Origin of the sequence: Desulfomonile tiedjei, from assembly GCA_016212925.1 — a bacterium.
Classification (GTDB): domain Bacteria; phylum Desulfobacterota; class Desulfomonilia; order Desulfomonilales; family Desulfomonilaceae; genus JACRDF01.
The window spans coordinates 22,939-43,726 of the sequence record JACRDF010000022.1 but is presented as its reverse complement, the minus strand read 5'-3'; the positions used below and the strand labels follow the sequence as shown (position 1 = coordinate 43,726).

Genomic DNA, 20,788 nt, shown 5'->3' with positions numbered 1-20,788 from the left:
CATCCATGAATCAATCCGTGAATAAGTCCCGCACACAACCATGCCACGCTGGAACAGTACGATGGAATAGCTGTCCGAAAGTACTCAAGTGGAAAGAGGAATACCTCGTCGTACACCGACAAAAGGAGCACAAGCTAATGGCGCATATTGCCCGTCTGGAGGGTTGGGTGGTCTTGGTTGCTACGGATTGGTACCACAAGCACGGAGTCAACCGGGGTCGACGATGTGAGAAGTGCGGTGCGCGATGGACAGTTCTTCGAGAAAACGGGCAGTTTAGGGCCTGGAAGGACAACCGGGAACGGACGCAGGAGGACGTCCTGGATTTCATTGGTAATAACGTTGTAGTAAGATGCTGTCAATTACAGTAGGGACAAGCAGCCTAATTACGCAGCCGTGTCGGGGAATACCCCGACCCTGAAATTCTGGGGACGCTATACGCCGCACGTAGGATGCGGTGACCAACGGGACCAGCATTATTGGCGGTGCGCGATTCTCTACCCACGACCGATGCGGTTGGCTTCGCTTACCGATCCTACCGGGACTGATGGTATAAGATCCTTCTACTTATTCAATATTTTTTCCACGCGCGGTGCGTGGATCCTCTCGTATGCAGGAAAATCGCCAAGGAGCGGTCTCGCGTAGTTTTTAAATTCAACGGTCACATTGTTAGCGCCTTCTATGAACGAATCAGGCATGCACTTCGTCTCCTTGGCGACTTCCTTTAGCGGAGTCAGATTGTATCTAACTCCATAATCGCCGACTCTTTCGATCGTGATCGAGCCGTCAACCCTGTGCCATGCCACGATCTGAACCGCGCGCTCGCCGACCTCCCGCGCCTCGTGCGCATCGACTTCGCTGACGCATCCCAGGAACGACCTCTGGAGATATCCGAAAGTATCAGATCTCACGCGCTTGATGTTCAGCTTGCTCTTGACCAGATTCATGAGCGCGTCGCCCAGGGATGTGGTCCCGGAAAGCTGGATATTCCCATGGGAGTCCCGCTCAACGTCTTTCACGAGGCCCGCGAGTACCGGCCTTCCCTGGGCATCCTGTATGCCTTCGGACACCGCGACAACCGCACGTCCATACTTGCTGTACATCTTGTCTACGCTACCAACGAATTCGTCAGCGTCGAACGTTCGTTCCGGAACATAAATCAAATGGGGCCCGTCATCCGGATACTTGCGCGCAAACACGGACGCGGCGGTAAGAAAGCCCGCGTGCCGACCCATTACTATGCCAATGTAAACCCCGGGCAGAGACCGGTTGTCCAGGTTTACGCCCGAGAAAGCCTGGGCCACGAATTTGGCCGCGGAACCGTAACCGGGGCAATGATCCGTCACCCGCAGATCGTTGTCGATAGTCTTGGGAATGTGCATTACCCGGAGTTCGTAGCCTTCTTCCGTAGCGAACTTATTCACGATTCGGCAGGTTTCCGCTGAGTCGTTGCCGCCAATGTAGAAAAAATAGTGGATCCCATGTGCCTTGCAAACGTCGAAGATTCGCTTGCAATACCCTTCGTCCGGTTTGACTCTGGTGCTGCGAATCCCCGCTCCGGGTGTCCTGGCCACCATTTCCAGGTTATGTCCGGTTGCTTCGGAAAGATTGACAAATTCTTCATTCACCAGGCCTTCGACCCCTCGGAATGCTCCATAAAATTGGGTTATGTACGGGTACTGGCGCGCCTGGAGCACTGCCCCGACCAGCGACTGATTGATGACCGCGGTAGGACCGCCCCCCATGGCAATAATTGCCTTTCCGGTCAATTTTTCCATTGCTCACTCCCTCATTTCATAAGAATCAAGTTAATCCCTGTTTGTCATGTTTCGGTCGATTTTACGCGATATTCGAGGAAGGTTCAAAAGGTAACGAAAAGTTCCCGCCAATATTATTAAAACAGGACCGGCAGGGACGCCGGCCCCTACTTTCCAAACCGCCAAGGCCTGGCCAAAAACCAGTTTGACAATCCCTTGGTCATACTATCATGAGATCCCTGCATTCCCCAAGATGGGGGATGTTGATTTCCGACGGGTCTGTGGATAAACTCGTTACATGAAGGACATGGAAACCGCGGAATCTTCTGTACGAGTCATCGAGTCGTTCGATGCCCTACCCTTGGACCGGCGAATCCGGATCTTCAGCGAGCTGTCCCCCGAGGCCCGTGAAGAGTTGGTCAGGGTTGTTGCGCGACCAGGCGAAATTGTCCGACAAATGTCAGAAGAAGAGATGTTCTTCACTGTAAAGAAGTTGGGGGAAGAACATGCCCCCGGCCTCATAACCTTTACCACCGGCAGGCAATTTTTGTACCTGCTGGATCTGGATCTATGGAAAAAGGACATGCTCCACTTTGAGTCTGCAGGACGCTGGCTAAATATGATAGCGGCCATGGGTGAGGGAAAGATTCTGCAATTCGTGCAAGTGACGGATTCCGAACTCATTGTGTCGTTGATGAACGCTTTCGTGAAGGTCCGAATAAGAAATCCCGACATCGATCTCGTTGAGGACTCCGACACGTTGCCGCCGTTCACACTCGACGACCTTTTCTTTGTCAAGTTCTCATCGCCGGCGCACGAAGAAGCTCTGAAGCGATTTCTTCAAACCATTTTTGAGTGGAATACGGAATACTACTTCGGCCTCATGGAAGAACTTGCCCGGGGCATACATTTGGAAAACCAGGAGGAGGCTCGCAGACTGCGTATGGCCCGGCTGGCCGATCGAGGCTTTCCGGAATTCGACGAGGCTGTTGAAATATACGCGTACATTCAACGAGGCGCCTTGTCGTATTCGCCGCCTGAACCTTTTGACGAAAGGGTCGAACCCTATGAAGCCCCTCGAAATGTCTTGAAATACCCTTTGAAGGTGTTGGAGCCGGATACTTTATTCAAGAAGGCATTAGACGAGATTTCAGACCCGCATGAAAGAGACAGGCTATCTCAAGAACTGGCACATCTTGCCAACAAGGTCATGGTCGCTGACGCGCGCGATCCGGGACAGGTGGATGACCTGCACGGAAGCCTGAGAAAGGTCAGCGGGTATATAAATATTGCCCTGGAAGAACTATCGAGAGAGGACATCTCAAAAGCCACCAACCTCCTGCGATCAAATCACATGGAATACCTGTTTCGCAGGGGATTCAGCCTGATCCTGGACTTGCGCAAAGAAGCCCAAAAGCTCCTTCGCAGTTACGAAGGAGGAGTTGAGAACCTGGGACATCCCCTCGCCGGTCTGATTCAAGGGCTTCTTCAAAAGAGACCGCTTTACGCTAGCACCACGCTGGGAGAAAAAAAACCTCGAGAGTTCGAGTCGCTCGACGACATAAATCTTATCCGTGGATTATTGAACAGAGCCGGCACGGAAGAATCCTGGGAGCCGGTGTGAAAGCGCTGGACCAATCCTTGTACGGCGCGCACGGCCGAGGCTGTCTGAAAACTAATGGATACGGGGGAATGGTGTTACGCGGCGGGTAGCCCGGACGTTCGGTGGGACAGGCTTCCAGCCTGTCTATGAGAATGACCGGCAAGATGCCGGTCCCACCCGCGGGTCGCGAAGCGACAGGAGGTCTGGTGGCCGAACAAATTCTTGAACCTGCTATATTCATCAATGAATCCATTGCAGTATCATAGGTCCAGACCTCTTTTGCCTGCGGCACCCGGAGGCAGTAGCGTCCGGGCTACCCACCATGGGCCGCTGGGGTTCAATTCGTAGCACGATCTGAACCTTTCTCCGACTTCTGAGACAGCCTCGGCCGTGCGCGCCGTACAAGGGAATTCCCCCATTCCAGTATTTTGAGACCCCCTTGGCAAGCCTGTCCCACCTATGGCTTTCAAAGCCGCTTCTAACGGCATGTTTAATTTCATTCCCCTCTGGTTCTCATCCCTTGTTTTTACCACTTCCATACCGTAGTATAGTTATATGTTCTCGACTTGTATGGTCGAGCAAGTCTTTAGAGGAAGTTGGCATCTTGCATTTTTTTTCCGATTAGTTTAAATTCAGACTCCTCCCCATCGATTTCTCCAGTTATGAAAAGATCCAGGAGAGCAAACTAATGGCAGATTTTGAGCCCACTATCGTAGCATTTTGCTGTCACTATTGCGCCTACGGCGCCGCAGATTTGGCCGGCAGCATGAGACTGGAGTACCCGACCAACATACGAGTGATCCGATTGCCTTGCACGGGAAAAATAACCCCGGTTTTCCTTTTGCGCGCCTTCGAAAAGGGGGCTGATGGTGTTTATGTTGCGGGATGCCTCGAAGGTGACTGTCATTTCATTCAAGGCAACCTGGTAGCCAAGCCGAGAGTGAACTATACAAAGAAACTCATACAGGAAGTAGGCCTTGAGCCCGAAAGGCTCGAAATGTACAACATGAGCGCAGCCATGGGCCCGAGGTTCGCCGAGGTGGCTCGTGAATTTACCGAGCGTATAATCAATCTGGGGCCGAGTCCCCTTAATAAGAACGTCAAAATCAAGAAAGAACAGGCAGCTTAACCCACAGCAGGCGTTTGCTTCAACGTCCTTTTGGAGGCATAAAATGGTCGTAGGTGAGAGGAAACCCTTCGATGAGATTACAAGAATGTTGGAGGGTCATAAGAAAGTCCTGGTACTCGGTTGCGGCGGGTGCGTTACTGTCTGCCTGACCGGCGGGCAAGACGAAGTTCGCGTCCTTTCCAGCCAGTTGCGGATGGCTCGGGATAAAGAAGGCAACCCCCTTGAGATCATAGAGAAGACCGTTGAAAGACAGTGCGATCCTGAATACATAGACGAAGTTCAGAGTCTGGTCCCGGAAGTGGACGCTGTGCTTTCCATGGCATGCGGGGCCGGCGTTCAATTTATGGCCGAACGATACACAGGGACACCTGTTTATCCTGCTTTGAATACCAGCTTCGTTGGCGGATCCAAGAAAGAAGGATACTACGTCGAGCGCTGCCAAACGTGCGGTGAGTGCAAGCTGTACTACACCGCCGGGATTTGTCCCATTGCCAGGTGCTCTAAAAGCCTCCTTAACGGTCCTTGCGGTGGATCGACCAAAGGCAAATGTGAAATCGATCCTGAAGTGGATTGCGGTTGGCAACTGATCATAGACCGTTTGGAATCCCTGGGCCAAATGGATCGGTACGAAGAGATCATGGCAATCTGCGACTGGAGATCCAACCGGGATGGCGGTCCGCGTAAGATGATCAGGGAGGACTTTCAACGATGAGCGGTGAAATCAAAACTGACAGCAACCTTGAAAAGATCCTGAAGTCAGGACAATTTGCCGTCACGGGTGAATGCGGTCCGCCCAGGGGAGCCGATCCTGAAGTCATTCGCAAAAAATGCGGGCTACTCAAAAGCAACGCGGATGCGTTTAATATTACCGACAACCAGACCTCCGTCGTCAGGATGTCCTCCATCGCCTCGGCAGTGATCATGATGCAAGAGGGATTGGAACCCGTCATGCAGATGGTTTGCCGTGATCGGAACAGAATAGCCATCCAGAGCGATGTTCTAGGTGGAGCGGCTCTAGGCATCAAAAACATGCTTTGTCTCTCCGGAGACCATCAGAAGTTCGGGGATCACCCACAAGCCAAGAATGTCTATGATATAGACTCCATACAGTTGATTCATACTGTTCGCCAAATGCGGGACGAAGGAAAATTCCTGAGCGGCGAGGAAATAAAAGGCGTGCCGAGATTGTTCATCGGGGCCGCGGAGAATCCTTTCGCGGACCCTTTCGCCATCCGTGTGCCGAGACTTGCCAAGAAAGTGGCCGCGGGCGTGGAATTCATTCAGACGCAGTGCATCTTCAATCTGAATAAGTTCAAAGAATGGATGAAAGGTGTGGTTGATAGAGGCCTGCACGAGAAAGTCTACGTACTGGGCGGCGTAACCCCGTTCAAATCCTTCGGAATGGCAAGGTACATGGCCAAGAACGTGCCAGGTATGGACGTTCCCGAAGAACTCTTGGAGCGTATGAAAGGCACCCCGAAGGAGAAACAGGCTGAAGAAGGAATAACCATCGCTGTGGAAACCATTCACCAGTTACGGGAAATCCCGGGCGTGGCGGGTGTGCATATAATGGCTATAGAATGGGAAGAAAAGGTCGGCGAGATAGCTCAGAAGGCAGGTCTTCTGCCACGTCCGACTGTTTGATCAATATTCTGACTGTTGGTGCAAAAGGGAGGCTTCACGTAATTTGAGGCTTCCCTTTTTTGGTTTCTTCATGCCTACTTGCTCGAACCGCCGTAGGCTGGAACAAGGCCCAGCAACACATGAAAATACCAATTGATGTCGCCATACAATAGTGCATCCAAATCAACGAAATGCATTGTCGAAGCGACCACGGGGATGAGGATCGCCAGTGGATGGAACCCGAAACCGGGCGGCGGCCGCCACGCGATCCTCAAGAGCTTCCAAAGCATGCCCAGCAAGGCGCAAAGATACAAAAGGAGAAACGGCAACCCGAGGTACACCATAAACGCCAGGTACATATTATCGGGACTATTAATTTGCTTTACCATGTCGTAAAAAAATTGGCGGTTGGGCCAGCGAGTAAGCTTTGAATCGTAATTCCACAGAAACTGGCTTAGTGGTGTCTCCAACCCTATTCCTATCACCGGATGCTGTTTGACGATATGCCATGAATATTCATAGTTCTCCAGTCTGTACTTGGTCCGGTTATCATTCATGATGGTATGCAATTTCGACTGAATAGGACTAAAGACATACACGGCCGTAATAAACACCACAACTCCACTGCACAATACCAGCGCGAGCTGCAATTTGGTCCACCGGCCGAAGACCGCTACCAGAAGCCACGCTACCAACAAAATTATCGACATTGTGTGGATGAACCGGTTAAACCCGATGGCATCCAGCAACAAGGCAACGTAACTCAAACAGACCAGCAGGATACCCAGAATGACGGTTACCGGCTTCCGTGTGCCGATCATGGCAATCGGCCCGAGAGAAAGAAGCAGAATGCGATTGATAAGTGTCCTGGGATTAGGATCAATCAAATAATGTATGGTCTTTCCCCACACAAAATAGGTGAGCAAACTGATTGCGAGGAAACCCACCAGGATGCCCACACAAAGCCACATGAACACCCGTTTTCCGACTTCGTTACGCAGCAATATCTGCGAACACCAAAATCCCCCCAGCCCAGAGGACATTAGGAAGAAAGACCTTGCCGAGGAAGAAAGTGGGGTAGAACTGAATGCGCCACTGATTATCGCCAGCAGCAAAAGAATAAAGGACACGGTCAAGTGGGACGGTTTGAGAGCTACTCCTTTGCTACGTGCTGCCGCGAGCGCGGTTATTAGGCTAACCGCGCATAACAGGCCTCCGTAAACATCGGCTTCATGTCCAAAGACGGTGAAGAGATAAGGTTGTACGAAGGCGACTGCAACACAGGTCAGGAAGAAGAAAGACCAGGCTGCTTTCTCTGCTAAGCTCATTTTTCCCCGTGTCTTTTATATGCAAGTCCTAAAAGACCTTTCAAAAGACATGAGGCGAGTTATCACAAATTGTCTTAGTAATCAAGGTTCACTACATTTAGCGCGTTCTTCTCTATAAATTCCCGCCGCGGTTCCACCTGATCCCCCATCAGGGTTGAAAAAATCTCATCTGCCTTGACCGCATCTTCGATGGCCACCTGCAGAATCTTCCTGTTCTCGGGGTTCATGGTGGTTTCCCACAACTGCTCTGCATTCATTTCGCCCAAGCCTTTGTACCTTTGTATGTTGAGGTTCTTGCGGCCGTGCTCAATTATAACATCTACCAATCCGGAGAAAGATGGTACTTGCAGAGTCTTATCATCTATCTGAAGTCCAAATGGCGGTTCACCGACGGAAGAAACCTTTTGCATGACAGATGCTATTTCACCGAATGACGGGGATTCCGTCAGATCGAAATCAATGACGGTTCTACGGCTCAACCCGTTGCGATGAGACATAACTTCGATACAGTATTTGGACTCTTCCTCATCTTTGATTATATTCACGTTGACTGGAAGAAGCTCGGGGTAGGTCGTCTCTATCCGTCTTAGAATGCGCTGAGCTAACTGCGCGGATCGCTCATAGTCGTCAAAGGAATCCGGACTCAAGCCCTCCCGCACAAAGGCCTTCAGCACCAGTCGCTCCATGTTCTTTCGTTCAAACACGTCCAGGATTTTTTCCATTCGCATCAGGCTTTTGACGGTGTTAATGAGCTGCGCTCCTTCGAGTACTTCCCCTTCTTTTGTCCGGATTTTAAGATTCTCGATCCCCTTATTGAGTATTATGTCATCCAGGGAACTCTCATCCTTCACGTAGAATTCTTGCTTGCCCTTTTTTACCTTGAAAAGCGGCGGCTGCGCGAAATACAAATAACCTCGGTTAATTACTTCCTTCATCTGCCGGAAGAAGAAAGTCATTATGAGAGTTCGAATATGCGATCCGTCCACATCCGCGTCGGTCATAATGATTACCTTGTGATACCGGATCTTTGAAATGTCAAAATCTTCTTCGCCGATACCGGTTCCCAAGGCCGTGATTAGTGTTCGTATTTCTTGGCTCTGCACTATCTTATCGAAACGGGCTTTTTCCACGTTTAGAATTTTGCCCTTAAGTGGTAGAATAGCTTGGGTTTTACGATCTCGACCTTGTTTAGCCGATCCTCCGGCTGACTCGCCTTCCACGATGAACAACTCTGCTCCTGCCGGGTCCCTCTCCTGACAGTCTGCCAGCTTTCCGGGCAAAGAAGACATTTCCAGGGCGCTTTTCCTCCGAGTCAATTCTCGGGCTTTGCGAGCGGCTTCTCTTGCCCTGCTGGCTTCCATAGCCTTGTGAATGATCCATTTGGCTGTCTGTGGGTTCTCTTCCAGATATTCAGAAAGCTTTTCGTTTATGAGTTGCTCTACTATTCCCTTTATGTCCATATTGCCCAATTTCGACTTGGTCTGACTGTCGAACTGGGGATTGAGCATACGTACGCTCAAGACCGCTGTGAGGCCTTCTCTCAGGTCTTCTCCGGATACACTGAGTTGAGTCTTGCCGTTTTTCAGGAGGCCTTTAGCGCTGGCATATTGATTGACCGTCCTCGTAAGCGCGGCCCTGAATCCCGAAAGGTGAGTGCCTCCCTCAAAAGTATTTATATTGTTGCAGTACGTAAAGACCGTTTCAGAGTAACCGTCATTATATTGTATGGCACACTCGACAAAATTATTATCCTTTTCCCCGAAGATATAAATTGGTTTGGTTTCCATGGTCTTTTTAGCCCGGTTCAGATGCTCGACGAATGAAACAATTCCTCCTTCGTATTCAAACTCTACCGGCGGTTTTTGCGAGCGTTCATCCTCGTAACTTATCCTCAACCCTTTATTGAGGAAGGCCAGCTCACGCAGCCTTGCAGATATTATCTCATAGATCAATTCGGTACCACCGAATATCTGTTCATCCGCCTTGAAGGTTATCTTCGTACCGTTTCTCTTAGTGGTTCCGGTGACCTCAAGCTCCGTATCTTTCTTGCCTCTCCGGTAGATTTGTTTAAACGCCTGGCCTCCCCGGCGGATCTCTAATTTGAGCACTTCCGACAAGGCATTGACCACCGAAACCCCTACCCCGTGGAGTCCGCCGGAGACCTTGTAGGTATTGCTATCGAACTTGCCGCCTGCGTGAAGCATTGTCATTACTACTTCGGCCGCGGGGATTCCTTCAGTCGGATGGACTTCCGTGGGTATGCCCCGGCCGTCGTCTTCTATTGTCACAGACGAATCCAGATGAACGGTCACGGAAATATTCTGACAATATCCGGCCAGGGCCTCGTCCACTGCATTGTCTATGACTTCCCAGACTAATTGGTGCAGTCCTTCCGAGCCTGTATTGCCAATGTACATTCCAGGCGTATTGCGGACCGCTTCCAAGCCCTCCAGCACTTTTATTTGTTCAGCGCCGTAATGTTGGTCTTGCACCTTCGTTGATTCCCTTATCTATTTGGTTGGTGGCAATTGCAAGGCTACTTGCGCATAGGCATTACCAGATTGAAGTATTCTTTGGCAGGATCAGGACGAATAACAATAGGAGCGCCTTCCTTGTGATATTCAATAGATACGATGTCTGTATCTACCGCAGCCAGAGATTCCATCAAATAAGTCACATTAACTATGACCTCAAAACCCTCCCCCTGGTAATCCACTTCAATGATGTCTCTAGCCGTACCCAGATCCGGATGAGTTGCCGTGACCTCCAGGCTTCCCGGATTCACTTGAACATTTATGCCCCTATTGCGTTCCGAAGTCAAGACAGCCACTTTTCTAAGACTCTGCGTCATATTGACGCGGTTCGCCTTGACCACTCTATCGCCCGCTTCTGGGATTACTTTTCGATAATCCGGATAGTCGCCGTCAATAAGCCGAACCGTCATCATAAACTGATCCGTTTTCACGAACAGATTTTTCTTCTCGAACCCCATAGAGATCTCGTCCTTCAGGTTTTCCAACAATCTCCGCAACTCCTGAAGCCCTTTCTTGGGCACTAGAACCTTGGACGTGAAGGGCACGGCTATCTTCTGGTTGATCATTGCCAGACGATGCCCGTCCGTGGCTACCAGTCGCGTCGTATCTTCAGCCTGTTCGAAAAGGACCCCGTTGAGATTGAACCTGGAATCATCACTGGATGAAGCGAAAATGGTCTTGTCTATCATATGTGTCAGAGTGGCCGCTTGGATAGGCGCTGTCTCTATATCGTCAAAGGCTGGCCAGGCCGGATAATCCGACGGGTCCATGCCGGCCAGATGGAATTCGCTTCGTCCCGATACGATCTTGACTCTACTTCCCTCGATGAGGTGTACCGAAAGCGGTCCTGAAGGCAATTCCCTGACTATCTCATATATTTTTTTCGCTGGGACCGTCACTGACCCCGCTTCCTTAACATCACAATTATACCTCATCTGCAACCCGACTTCCAGATCGGTGGCAGTGAGGACGAGTTCAGCATTGTTCGAGTCCATGAGGATCTGCGATAAAATTGGCAAAGGCGATCTTTTCTCCGTTATGGGCACTGTTTTGGACAGCCCCTCGACCAAAGCGTCTCGTTCTATTTCAAAAAGCATGAAGAACTCCTTTGTTCTGTTATTAATAAAAAGATAATTTAAAATAAAGTAGTCGCAGTAAGGGCTGTGAATTTGTGAAATGGGGGCTGGAAACACCCTCCCAAGCCGACCGAGGCACTGGAATTCGCGTGGATAGATTGACCGTCAACCTGTTGACAACAAAGAAGGGTCAAATGACTCACCTCTTGTGAACAGGATTTCCACAGCTATTCCCCTGGGACATTCATTCTCGCAGATTCTTCTTCAGTCCTTCCACCATGTTCCTGAGCGAATGATCCTGCTCCATTTTTTTTTCAACTTTCCTGGTGCCATATATGACTGTGGAGTGGTCTTTGCCTCCCATAGCCGCTCCGATCTCCGGGTATGAAAGCTCGGTCAGTTCTCTGGCCAGATACATCGCCACCTGCCTGGGAAGGGAAAACTGTTTGTGCTTCTTCTTGGATTTGATGTCTGCCGGCTTTATGTTGAAAGCCTTAGCTGCGTGGGAGATGATGTCATCTATGGTGATAGCTTTAGCGTGCCTGTGCAGGATCTCCCTCAAGGCGAGCTGCGCCAATTCCTTGGTCAGGGGTATACCTTGAAGGGTGCTCATGGCAATAACCCGAATCAAGTATCCGACAAGATCCCGAATATTTGAATCAACCTGCTCGGCCAGGAAATAAGCCACTTCATCCGGCAACTCCAAAGAGTCCTCAAAGGCCTTTCTTTTTAGAATAGCTACCTTAGTTTCCAGATCCGGTGTCCCCATATCAGCGACCAGGCCCCAACTGAAACGAGAACGCAGTCTATGTTCCATGTCCGATATTTCATTGGGAAATCTGTCGGAGGTTATCACTATTTGCTTTCTGGCCTCGTATATGCTGTTGAAGGTATGAAAAAACTCCTCCTGAGTCCGTTCTTTGCCCGCCAGGAACTGGATGTCATCGATCATCAGCAGGTCTACATTTCTGTATTTATTGCGAAAATCCACCATCCGGTCAAAACGCAATGCATTGATCATCTCGTTGGTGAACTCTTCCGAGGTGGCAAAGGAGATCCGCTTGTTCCTGTCCCTGGACAGGACAGTATATCCAATGGAGCTTAATAAGTGGGTCTTTCCGAGGCCAACTCCACCAAAAATAAAAAAAGGATTGTAGTTGCCTCCTAGATTCTCGGAAACAGACAGAGCAGCGGCATGCGCAAACCGATTGTAGCTGCCAACTACAAAGCTATCGAAGGTATATCGAGGGTTTAAATTGTGCTTAAGCGCAAATTCATCGGAGATTACCGAGGGCGACGTAGCCTGAAGCATGAGATTTCCCGCTCCGCTGAGACCATCCTGAGCGGTCCGCCGAGCGAAGTCGTCCCGGGACTTGAAATAAAGTTCATAATCATTTCCGGTAACTTCGAGTATTGATTCACGTATTAATTTAAGGTGGTTGTCCTTTAGCCAAGCCACGAAGAAATTATTGGGAACCGAAAGCGTGATTTTCCCTTCAGAAACGTCTTCGCATACGATGGGCTCTATCCAAGTAGACATTGTGTGTTCGTTGACCTTGGACCGTAGCACGTCCATGCAACGCGGCCAGATTGCGTCCATTGTTTCTAATAATTCCTAATGTTTTTAATATGATATGCGAAGCAAAGGGTAGCACGCGAGACCCCGAATTTCAAGAAAAATCTTCAGAATAACCAAGCGACTCAAGGAGCCGCTCAAGCTCTTCCCTGGAATGAAAAAATATTTCCAACCTGCCGGAATTACCTTGCTTTGTTCGTATGACAACTTTTGTTGAGAGATGCCGGGACAACCCGGTTTCCAATGCAGCCAGAGCGTGATCCTTGGGAGACGCGGTTTTCTCCTTGCTCTCCTGTTTGACTTTGTAGTTTTGAACTATTCTCTCAAGATCCCGGACAGATAGTTTCCGATTTACTACTCTTCGCGAGAGGTTCAACTGGGTAGGCAGATGATCTATCGCTAGAAGGGTTCTTGCGTGCCCCATTGACAGACGGTCTTGGCGCAGGTCGTCCTTTATGGGATCTGGAAGCCTTAATAGCCTAAGATAATTGGTAATATTAGTTCGGTCCTTGCCCATTCGCTGCGCCAACACCTCGTGGGTGTACGAAAACTTCTTTATCAAAGTCTCGTAGGCCTCCGCTGTGTCGAGCGGGTTCAGGTCTTCTCGTTGAAGATTCTCCACCAAAGCTATTTCGAGTGATTCCGAGTCGGACATTGACCGAACGATTACCGGGATGGTCGTGAACCCGGCCATCCTGGCCGCGCGCCAACGACGTTCGCCAGCCACTATCTCATGGGCCCCGCCATCCGCAGGTCTTACTATTAATGGCTGAATCACCCCGCGCTCTTTTATGGACTGACTCAGATCCGCGAGGGATTCCTCTGCGAAGAGTCTCCGGGGCTGATGAGGATTAGCCAGAAGGGAATCAATGGGCAAATAGGTTATACCGCGCTCGGATCCCTTGCGAACTGCCGGCTCGTCAAGAGGAATCAGGGCATCAAGACCCTGCCCCAAAGCAGTACGCCTCTTTGGATTTTCGATCACCTTCTGCATCCATGATCTCCTTTGATAGGGAAAGGTAGCTGACGGCCCCTCTGGAAGTGATGTCATAAAGCACCACCGGTTGGCCGAAACTGGGAGATTCAGACAATCTGACATTTCTCGGGATTATGGTCGCAAAAACCTGGGAGGCCAAGTTTTTCTGCACATCCTCTACTACCTGATGACTAAGATTATTGCGGGGATCAAACATAGTCAGGAGGAATCCCTCTATGTGCAATGAATGATTGAACGCGGACTGTACCCGCCGTATGGTCTTCAAAAGATTCCCGACCCCTTCTAAGGCATAATACTCGCACTGAATGGGAACCAAAACAGAATCCGCGGCCACAAGAGCGTTAAGGGTCAAAAACCCCAACGAAGGGGGACAGTCTATAAAGATATAATCATAGTAGTTGGTTATATCGACAATTGCCGAGAGAAGCATCCGTTCCCGGCCTTGCAGACCCACGAACTCTATCTCGGCTCCAATAAGGTCTTGAGAAGACGGTAGAATCTGCAAATATTCCAGTAAGGTTTCCCTCACGACCCGCTGATGAGTCTCCCTGGAAAGAAGCAGGTCGTAAACCGAAGGCTCCCCCTGAGCGAGACGAATTCCCAGGCCGCTCGACGCATTTGCCTGAGGATCCATGTCAATGAGCAGGGTACGCTTTTCGGCGAGAGCGAGGCATGAGGCGAGGTTAACCGCGGTGGTGGTTTTTCCCACCCCACCCTTTTGATTGCATACGCAGATTACGCGTCCCATAGTGAGTGACCCACAATATGTAGTGTTTTAATTCCCCGGCTGACCCTCATATCACAAAATCGCTTGACAACCAATTTAAATTCTTCAAAGGAAGCGATCATTCTCGTGCCGACGGGGGAAGGACCGTCATTGTGATCGAAGCGAAGCAGTCCCCGCATTCGAGCCTTGAGATTGCTTCGTCGTCTCACTCCTCCCAAAGACAATTCCCCGCGGCATCCTGAGGCTACGGCCGGCGCCCATGTGTCTACAGCGTCGGCAAAGCCAGCGGACGTAAGGACACGATCTATTCCCGAGAAGCCTGAGTAGATTGCCTGACGGTGTACCGCAGGACCCTGCGAAACCGGTTGGAAAAAGGTAAAACTCCTTCCCAGGAATCGGTCAAAACATATTTCTTCAGAGAGAAATCGTCCCTGAGCGAGGCAGGGCCGGCCATTCTGACCAGAGAACCTCCGGCGGAAATCAAAGGGACCAGGTTATCCATCAGGACGGCATCGGAGGAGAAAGCGCGAGATACCATAAAATTGAAGCCTGATTCCGGCGGATTAGCGAGCAATTCCCGGAGCTGTACATTCAGGAATTTGACGCGCGTAAGCCTTAGCTCCTTGACCGCGTACTTCAAAAAGACAATCTTTCTGACATCTCGGTCCATAAGAGTGACTTCCAGGGTCGGGTCCGCGATGCTCATAACGATTCCGGGGAAGCCCGCGCCGGTGCCTATGTCCAGCAAACTAAATCCATGACCGCGCGGAAGGACCTTGAAGACGGTCAGAGAATCGAGAAAATGAAAAATGGCTATTCTTACCGGATCGTCCAATGAGGTAAGACGAGCCCGTTTACGCCATTGGAGAAGAAGATCGATATATACAAAGATTGCTTCGAATGCTTCGGGGGTCAGCTGGAGCTGTAAAATACGAGTCCCCTCGGCAAGCACGTAGGCGGGATCGAGCTTATCAGGTGGTTGAATCATCGATCCATTTCAGGTACTCTGGCAACCCTTGGGTAATGTCCAGCGCGATAATTTCCGGCACCTCATAGGGATGGAGTTGCTTAACAGTATCGCGGAGTTGATCAAACAGTTCGGCTCGCGTTTTTACGATCATCAGATATTCGCGTTCGTCGCAGATGCGGCCTTGCCAGCTATAAATTGATCGTAATTCCGGTATGATATTAACGCAGGCCGCCAATTTACTTTCAACAACTTTTCGTGCAATTCGCGAGGCCTTATCCATATCATCAATAGTAACAAGGCATACGATGTATGGACCCATATTCACTCCATATTGTGCTTTTTTGTTGACAAACCACAACCGGTTGTATATCCTTCGCCCGTCCCTGGGGGGCGGACCTAGGCTTAGGTCGCGTTCGGGACAAGCGCGAATTCTATCCTCTCCGTCGCTTAAACTCAAGCCCAACAAGGAGGGTGAGAATTCCTTGAGAGGAGAAATCCCTTTTTATTCGATAGGCTAGGTGGGGGGCGCAATTAATCAGTGCACTTGAGCCGATCGAGGAACTTGAACCGTCCAATGGAAGGGAGCAGGGGAAAATGTTCAAGGTCGGAGACGTAGTAGTTTATCCCAACCACGGGGTAGCACGAATTACCGGTATCAAAAAGGAGAGGATAGGGGACTCTCAACAGCTATGCTATATTTTAGAGGCAGAGATTAGAGGTTCCAACAGGAGACCGTTGATAATACTTCCCGTGGCCAAAGCAGAGGCCAACGGGGTGCGCCCGATTGTAGACGAGGAAGAAGTCCCCAGGGTAATAGAAATTCTGAGAACCAGAGGGATGAAAACCGATTCTCAGACTTGGAATAGAAGACATCGCGAATATCAGGAAAAAATGAGGACCGGCAGTATCTTTAAGGCAGCAGAAGTATACAGGGACCTGTGCTTGCTTAAGGAAACCAAGGACCTCTCCCACGGCGAACGCAAGCTCTTCGATCAAGCTAGATCTTGGCTGATAAACGAACTCTCTATTGCAAAGAGGATCGACGCGAGCGAGATAGAGCGTACTATCAATCAAATTTTCACAAAATCGATTCCTTCCAGACCCCCCGATGAGGATTAGATCTGATCAGACTCTCCTGTCGGGCTTCTCTTTCTCTTTCCTTCATCTAGTTGAAAGGATCCTCCATTGAGGCCTCATTACCTGTTAGCGGGTTTCCTTTTGTTTTCGTGTGTTTTCCTTGGGGGGATCACCGGCTTTTTTTCATCGGGCAGCCCTGCGGCGACTTTGTTTTCAGCTCTCGTAGGCCTCCTGGTCGGTTTGATGGCTTTACACCTACTCCGAATATGGTTGAGGCTCGACGCGCGTACGATAGTCGGCGGAACCATCGGAATCATGACAGGGGCCATTCTCGGCATCTTGGTTTACTCCGGCCTGTCACAGAATATCCAGCAGCCCGAGGTGTCATTGGCAATCTATGCCCTTGTAATGGTGACTTTTTGCCTCGTTGGCCTGCAATTGGGATCGTCAAAAGCCAAGGAGTTCACGAGAAAAGGAGACTCTCGCAGTACAAGGCGGGAGCAGACGATCGGGATCCTGGATACTTCGGTAATTATTGACGGCCGCATTGCCGATGTCTGTGAAACAGGGTTCCTGGACGGCAACTTGATAATTCCTCAATTCGTGCTGAAGGAACTCCAGGCCATTGCCGATTCCTCGGAATCCACCAAGAGGACCCGAGGCCGCCGGGGCCTGGATATACTGAACAAAATTCAGAAGCAGGCTTTTGTAAAGATAATAATTGACGATACAGATTATCCGTCTGTCAAGGAAGTGGATCAAAAGCTAATAACCATGGCAAAAGAGCGGGGTCATGCCATTTTGACCAATGACTTCAATCTGAACAAAGTGGCAGAAGTGCATTCCATCCCGGTCCTAAACATAAACCAACTGGCAAACGCTCTCAAACCCATAGTCCTTCCCGGCGAAACCATGAAGGTGCAAATCATCAAAGAAGGGAAGGAACACGCTCAAGGGGTGGCCTACCTGGATGACGGAACCATGGTCGTGATAGACAACGGCAGGAAATACATGGGAAAGACAATGGAGGTCACTGTCACCAGTGTCCTCCAAACCACAGCCGGACGAATGATTTTTGCCGTTGTCAAAGCATGAGACGATTCTGCTCTTACCTCTTACCTCTTACCTTTAGCCGAGCGAAAATCTTTCCAGAGTTTGAAACCCGGTTCGGGTGGTGATCCCGCGTCAGCCCACCACTGAATGAATTCCCTGTACATACCCAGGAATTCCGGCCAGGTGCCGTTGGGGGCCTCAGTCTTTTTCCAGAATGGGTACAGGTCATCATCGGCCAACTGAAATTCGTCCTGACCAAATTCCGGAAAGGCTCTCTGAAAGGCCTTGAACCGGTCTTCTTTGCTCATCGCCGGCGCTTCCTTAGCTTGAAGCTGAGGACGCTGGCCGCGACTTGCGTCAATATCCTCTTTTGCTACACCCGGCTGCATGAGATCGGTCGAGGGGGGAATTCCCCCGGTCATGGGAACAGCTTGAGAACCCATAGACGGCGGCTCCATCATGGAGAGACCCTGCGGCGGCCCCATGGATTGAAGCTGCGCTGTAATCCATCCCTTACCGGGGTCGAATTCCTGAATTCCGCCAAAGACCTTGTCTATTCGATAGGCTTTGCCAAGCCCTTGAGGGCTCAGGTAATGATATCGATTCTGCGCGGCAATTACCAATAAGCCCAGGGCCACAATTGCAAGAAATATCCAGGAATGGAGACTTGTCCATCCTGCTCCGTTTCGCGGGCCCCTTAGTTCGGGACGTCGCACCTCATTATCATTGACGATCATCCCTGCGCCTCCTTGTTTTTCTTCAACGCGCGGATAGGCCGCGCGATTCACCAAATATATCACATTCAGGTTTTTTTGTAAATACCTTGATATCAGGCCTTTTTTTATCAGACCAGGAAGACCGGCCGGAGAAAGGAGTGAGGACAAGACTCTAGGCAGATCTTTACAATTTTGTATGTGCCCGGCGAATACCAGGGCGTGATCAAACGGATGATGGTGGAAATGGCCGGCAGGTGCCCGCCATCTCTATTCGCATGAAAGCGAAATGGTTATTGTCTTGAACCCTGACGGTTCAGTCCGGAGTGCACCGCGGTAAAAACGAGATAAATTGGAAAAATGTATCGTAAATCAACAAACAGGATGAAATTATTGCTCTAACATGGCTAGTATTAAAAGGTTATTATTATAGCAGTTTTTTGGCCGGTTACGAAAAAAAGTGCTTGCCCGACGAGAAAATTATGATAGTAGGGAGTTACTTCTCAACATACCCTTTCGTCTTCAGTGAAAAGCCCAGAAAGGGGCGGCTGATTTCAGCCGTTTTCGGGCTTTTCGTTTTTCTGGAGTTGAGGTAAAGAAGGAATGGCGCCGGTAGGGGGAGGCTTTTCAAACCCGTCATTCCTTGAGAGTGGACATTCAGTCAAGGTAGGGTCGTCAAAGCCCCTGTATGGTGTTTAGGACATCCAGCCTCCGGCGCCATTCAAAACTAGCCGCTAACTAAAAGATGAGTCCCATTTCAGCGTATCCGCCTTGCATAACCGTATCCAGCCGAAGGTCGTCTCTATCCTCTTTGAAGTTCAGGTAACGGTATCCGCCTCTTATATAGCCCCAGCGACCGCAATTCAGAGGAATGCTGAATCGCATTCCAGGTTCGACATCCAGAGCAAACACGCCGTCGAGAAAACCAATATCGACTTTGCTGTCGCAGGACAGCGTGGCGCCGTTGCAGAGAGTGCGAATGCATTTCTCAATCCCTATACCGGTCATAACCATGTTCCTCGTCCGATTCACGGTTGCGCATGAGCCGGCGCAAATCCCGTTGCCCAGCTTAAATTGTTGATCGTTGAACACCCAGCTCGCGGAGATCGAGACATTGGTATTGCAGCCGAAATACGGTTGATACACCAGCCCGACCCTCTGATAGACAAAGTCCCACGTAGTCTTGATCGGTGCGCCCTGGATTATTGTCTGCTGCCCTATATATAAGGTGCGAGGAGCTATGTTATTAGCCTCCAGGTGTATGGGCATTATCGAATAGAAAACGGCCCAGCTTGGACGGAACTGGAATTTCCCTTTGTATTCCCAGAGGATTTGATGCACGGGAAGGCCCAAGTCAGTATCGAAATCGACTTCTGACGCAGGCAGCCCGAATACCAAAGCAGGCGACTGCACAGTACCGCCTGTTGTGGCAAAAAACGCCTGAATACCGAACTCCCACTGGCCCATCATTCGCTTGGGCAGAATGCACGGCGGAGCAGGCTTGGGACCGCAGGGGACACCCACAGGGCAGGCAGGCGGCTTGCACTTTACCACCGGCTTCGACAACGGAGCCGGTGCGTAGGTCCGCGCGGCCGGGTGCCTCCGAGCCGAAGCTTGAGTGAAAACCGGGCCGTCGCCATTGTACTCCGCGGGAATTCCACCTTGTGCAGTGACCGTAGACGGGCTGATAATCACATTGATGGATTTATCAGATTGTGAGGCGAGAGCGTTTAAGCTCAGAAGTGAAAATGCTATGCATACCAGTAGCGTACAAGGGTTTCTTCTCATCTGACCCTTCCTCCCAGCTCGAACTAACTGTGATCGCTTAAATATGTTTTTCGGAATTGTGTCAAGAAAAAAAACGATAATATTCCAAATAGTTTGATTTTGTTTCGAGAATATACTTATTTTAGAAGGATTAAGATATCAATGTAAACATATTATTTTAATTTATTAAAGTAATATATAATAATTAGAAACTAATAAACTGTTTTTTAAGGCAAAGCAATTCAATTGAAGCCGAACCTGCCGCGAAGCTCAACCCAGTCCGGGACGCGTACGCGCACTTGAGCGCGCGTACCTCCCCCCCCGGTCACGGGCCACGCGATTTAACGGCGGTTCAGCCCATCCCACCAATCGTCGGAACATGGCGGCGGAATTCTCTTTTGGCACCTAAGCCGGCCGGAACTGCCGGGCGGATTGGATATGGGGCCGCTCGAGTCTGGGAGAGATTCGGGTCACGCGTTGTTCAGCGCGGCGCCCCCAAAGCTCTTAGCCGTCTCCGGGCTTCATCCTGGCCGCGAAGCCTAAGTGCTGGAAAATCCGGCCTATTGCCATGTTATAGAGGAAATTTTAGATAAAACAGTGGTATGAAAGGATTACTTCTCAACATACCCTTCCTCCCAGTGAAACTATCTGTTTTCGTTCAATTACTCATTGCCGATTCATTGTCAAGAAAAAAATCAACCTTAATTCAGCAATGTTAATCAAAAAAACTAGAACATGATTAATGCAACGCCACGGTTATAAAGGTAATACCACGATATAACACAATAAGTCGTACGGATATGCCGGAACCGCCCAGCCCTTGGCATCCACAACCGCCAGTGATATCTTCTCCGACTCATG

At 50.1% G+C, this 20,788-nt stretch carries 17 protein-coding genes; 6 read left to right on the top strand and 11 right to left on the bottom strand.

Features of this window, described 5'->3' with window-relative positions; genetic code table 11:
• Positions 1-560: 560 nt before the first annotated feature.
• Positions 561-1,775, bottom strand: coding sequence for a 6-phosphofructokinase (locus HY913_09760; GenBank protein MBI4963549.1), 1,215 nt, complete (start codon positions 1,773-1,775; stop codon positions 561-563).
• 277 nt (positions 1,776-2,052) lie between these two features.
• Here HY913_09760 and HY913_09755 point away from each other — a divergent pair, with 277 nt between their 5' ends.
• From HY913_09755 to HY913_09740, 4 genes are all read left to right on the top strand, one after another.
• Complete coding sequence (locus HY913_09755; protein MBI4963548.1) at positions 2,053-3,378, top strand: hypothetical protein; 1,326 nt, start codon at positions 2,053-2,055, stop codon at positions 3,376-3,378.
• Positions 3,379-4,045: 667 nt separating this feature from the next.
• A complete protein-coding gene (locus HY913_09750) occupies positions 4,046-4,486 on the top strand; it encodes a hydrogenase iron-sulfur subunit (protein ID MBI4963547.1) in 441 nt (146 codons plus the stop codon).
• Between the two features lie 43 nt (positions 4,487-4,529).
• Entirely contained in the window at positions 4,530-5,198 is a 669-nt protein-coding gene (locus HY913_09745) for a methylenetetrahydrofolate reductase C-terminal domain-containing protein (protein ID MBI4963546.1), read from the top strand.
• The gene (locus tag HY913_09740; protein ID MBI4963545.1) at positions 5,195-6,130 is read left to right on the top strand and encodes a methylenetetrahydrofolate reductase; all 936 of its coding nucleotides are present in this window, start codon (positions 5,195-5,197) and stop codon (positions 6,128-6,130) included. Before HY913_09745 ends, HY913_09740 begins: the two co-directional genes overlap by 4 nt.
• 74 nt (positions 6,131-6,204) lie before the next feature.
• Here the strand turns inward: HY913_09740 and HY913_09735 are convergent, their stop codons facing one another.
• The 8 genes from HY913_09735 to HY913_09700 all read right to left on the bottom strand — a co-directional run bounded on the left by HY913_09735 (position 6,205) and on the right by HY913_09700 (position 15,636).
• Positions 6,205-7,437: an O-antigen ligase family protein gene (locus HY913_09735; GenBank protein MBI4963544.1), complete on the bottom strand. Its 1,233-nt coding sequence runs from the start codon at positions 7,435-7,437 to the stop codon at positions 6,205-6,207.
• A gap of 74 nt (positions 7,438-7,511) precedes the next feature.
• On the bottom strand, positions 7,512-9,929 hold the full coding sequence (gyrB, locus tag HY913_09730; GenBank protein ID MBI4963543.1) for a DNA topoisomerase (ATP-hydrolyzing) subunit B: 2,418 nt from the start codon (positions 9,927-9,929) through the stop codon (positions 7,512-7,514).
• Between the two features lie 44 nt (positions 9,930-9,973).
• Entirely contained in the window at positions 9,974-11,068 is a 1,095-nt protein-coding gene (dnaN, locus tag HY913_09725; GenBank protein ID MBI4963542.1) for a DNA polymerase III subunit beta, read from the bottom strand.
• 223 nt (positions 11,069-11,291) lie between these two features.
• The gene (dnaA, locus tag HY913_09720) at positions 11,292-12,647 is read right to left on the bottom strand and encodes a chromosomal replication initiator protein DnaA (GenBank protein MBI4963541.1); all 1,356 of its coding nucleotides are present in this window, start codon (positions 12,645-12,647) and stop codon (positions 11,292-11,294) included.
• A 70-nt stretch (positions 12,648-12,717) separates the two neighbouring features.
• The gene (locus HY913_09715; protein ID MBI4963540.1) at positions 12,718-13,617 is read right to left on the bottom strand and encodes a ParB/RepB/Spo0J family partition protein; all 900 of its coding nucleotides are present in this window, start codon (positions 13,615-13,617) and stop codon (positions 12,718-12,720) included.
• Positions 13,562-14,368 (bottom strand): ParA family protein, encoded by an 807-nt coding sequence (locus HY913_09710; GenBank protein ID MBI4963539.1) that lies wholly within the window; start codon positions 14,366-14,368, stop codon positions 13,562-13,564. The genes HY913_09715 and HY913_09710 overlap by 56 nt, the downstream gene beginning before the upstream one ends.
• 283 nt (positions 14,369-14,651) lie before the next feature.
• The gene (gene rsmG / locus HY913_09705) at positions 14,652-15,335 is read right to left on the bottom strand and encodes a 16S rRNA (guanine(527)-N(7))-methyltransferase RsmG (protein MBI4963538.1); all 684 of its coding nucleotides are present in this window, start codon (positions 15,333-15,335) and stop codon (positions 14,652-14,654) included.
• Positions 15,319-15,636 (bottom strand): divalent-cation tolerance protein CutA, encoded by a 318-nt coding sequence (locus HY913_09700; GenBank protein MBI4963537.1) that lies wholly within the window; start codon positions 15,634-15,636, stop codon positions 15,319-15,321. The genes rsmG and HY913_09700 overlap by 17 nt, the downstream gene beginning before the upstream one ends.
• A gap of 275 nt (positions 15,637-15,911) precedes the next feature.
• On the opposite strand from HY913_09700, the gene HY913_09695 reads away from it, so the two are divergent.
• Both HY913_09695 and HY913_09690 read left to right on the top strand, forming a co-directional pair.
• Positions 15,912-16,436: a CarD family transcriptional regulator gene (locus HY913_09695; GenBank protein ID MBI4963536.1), complete on the top strand. Its 525-nt coding sequence runs from the start codon at positions 15,912-15,914 to the stop codon at positions 16,434-16,436.
• 201 nt (positions 16,437-16,637) lie between these two features.
• On the top strand, positions 16,638-17,489 hold the full coding sequence (locus tag HY913_09690) for a TRAM domain-containing protein (GenBank protein MBI4963535.1): 852 nt from the start codon (positions 16,638-16,640) through the stop codon (positions 17,487-17,489).
• A gap of 20 nt (positions 17,490-17,509) precedes the next feature.
• Here HY913_09690 and HY913_09685 read toward each other — a convergent pair whose 3' ends face one another.
• Together HY913_09685 and HY913_09680 are read right to left on the bottom strand one after the other, a co-directional pair.
• Positions 17,510-18,184 carry a hypothetical protein gene (locus HY913_09685; protein ID MBI4963534.1) on the bottom strand — a complete coding sequence of 225 codons (675 nt, stop codon included), beginning with the start codon at positions 18,182-18,184 and terminating at the stop codon, positions 17,510-17,512.
• A gap of 714 nt (positions 18,185-18,898) precedes the next feature.
• Complete coding sequence (locus HY913_09680) at positions 18,899-19,948, bottom strand: hypothetical protein (protein ID MBI4963533.1); 1,050 nt, start codon at positions 19,946-19,948, stop codon at positions 18,899-18,901.
• Between the last annotated feature and the right edge of the window lie 840 nt (positions 19,949-20,788).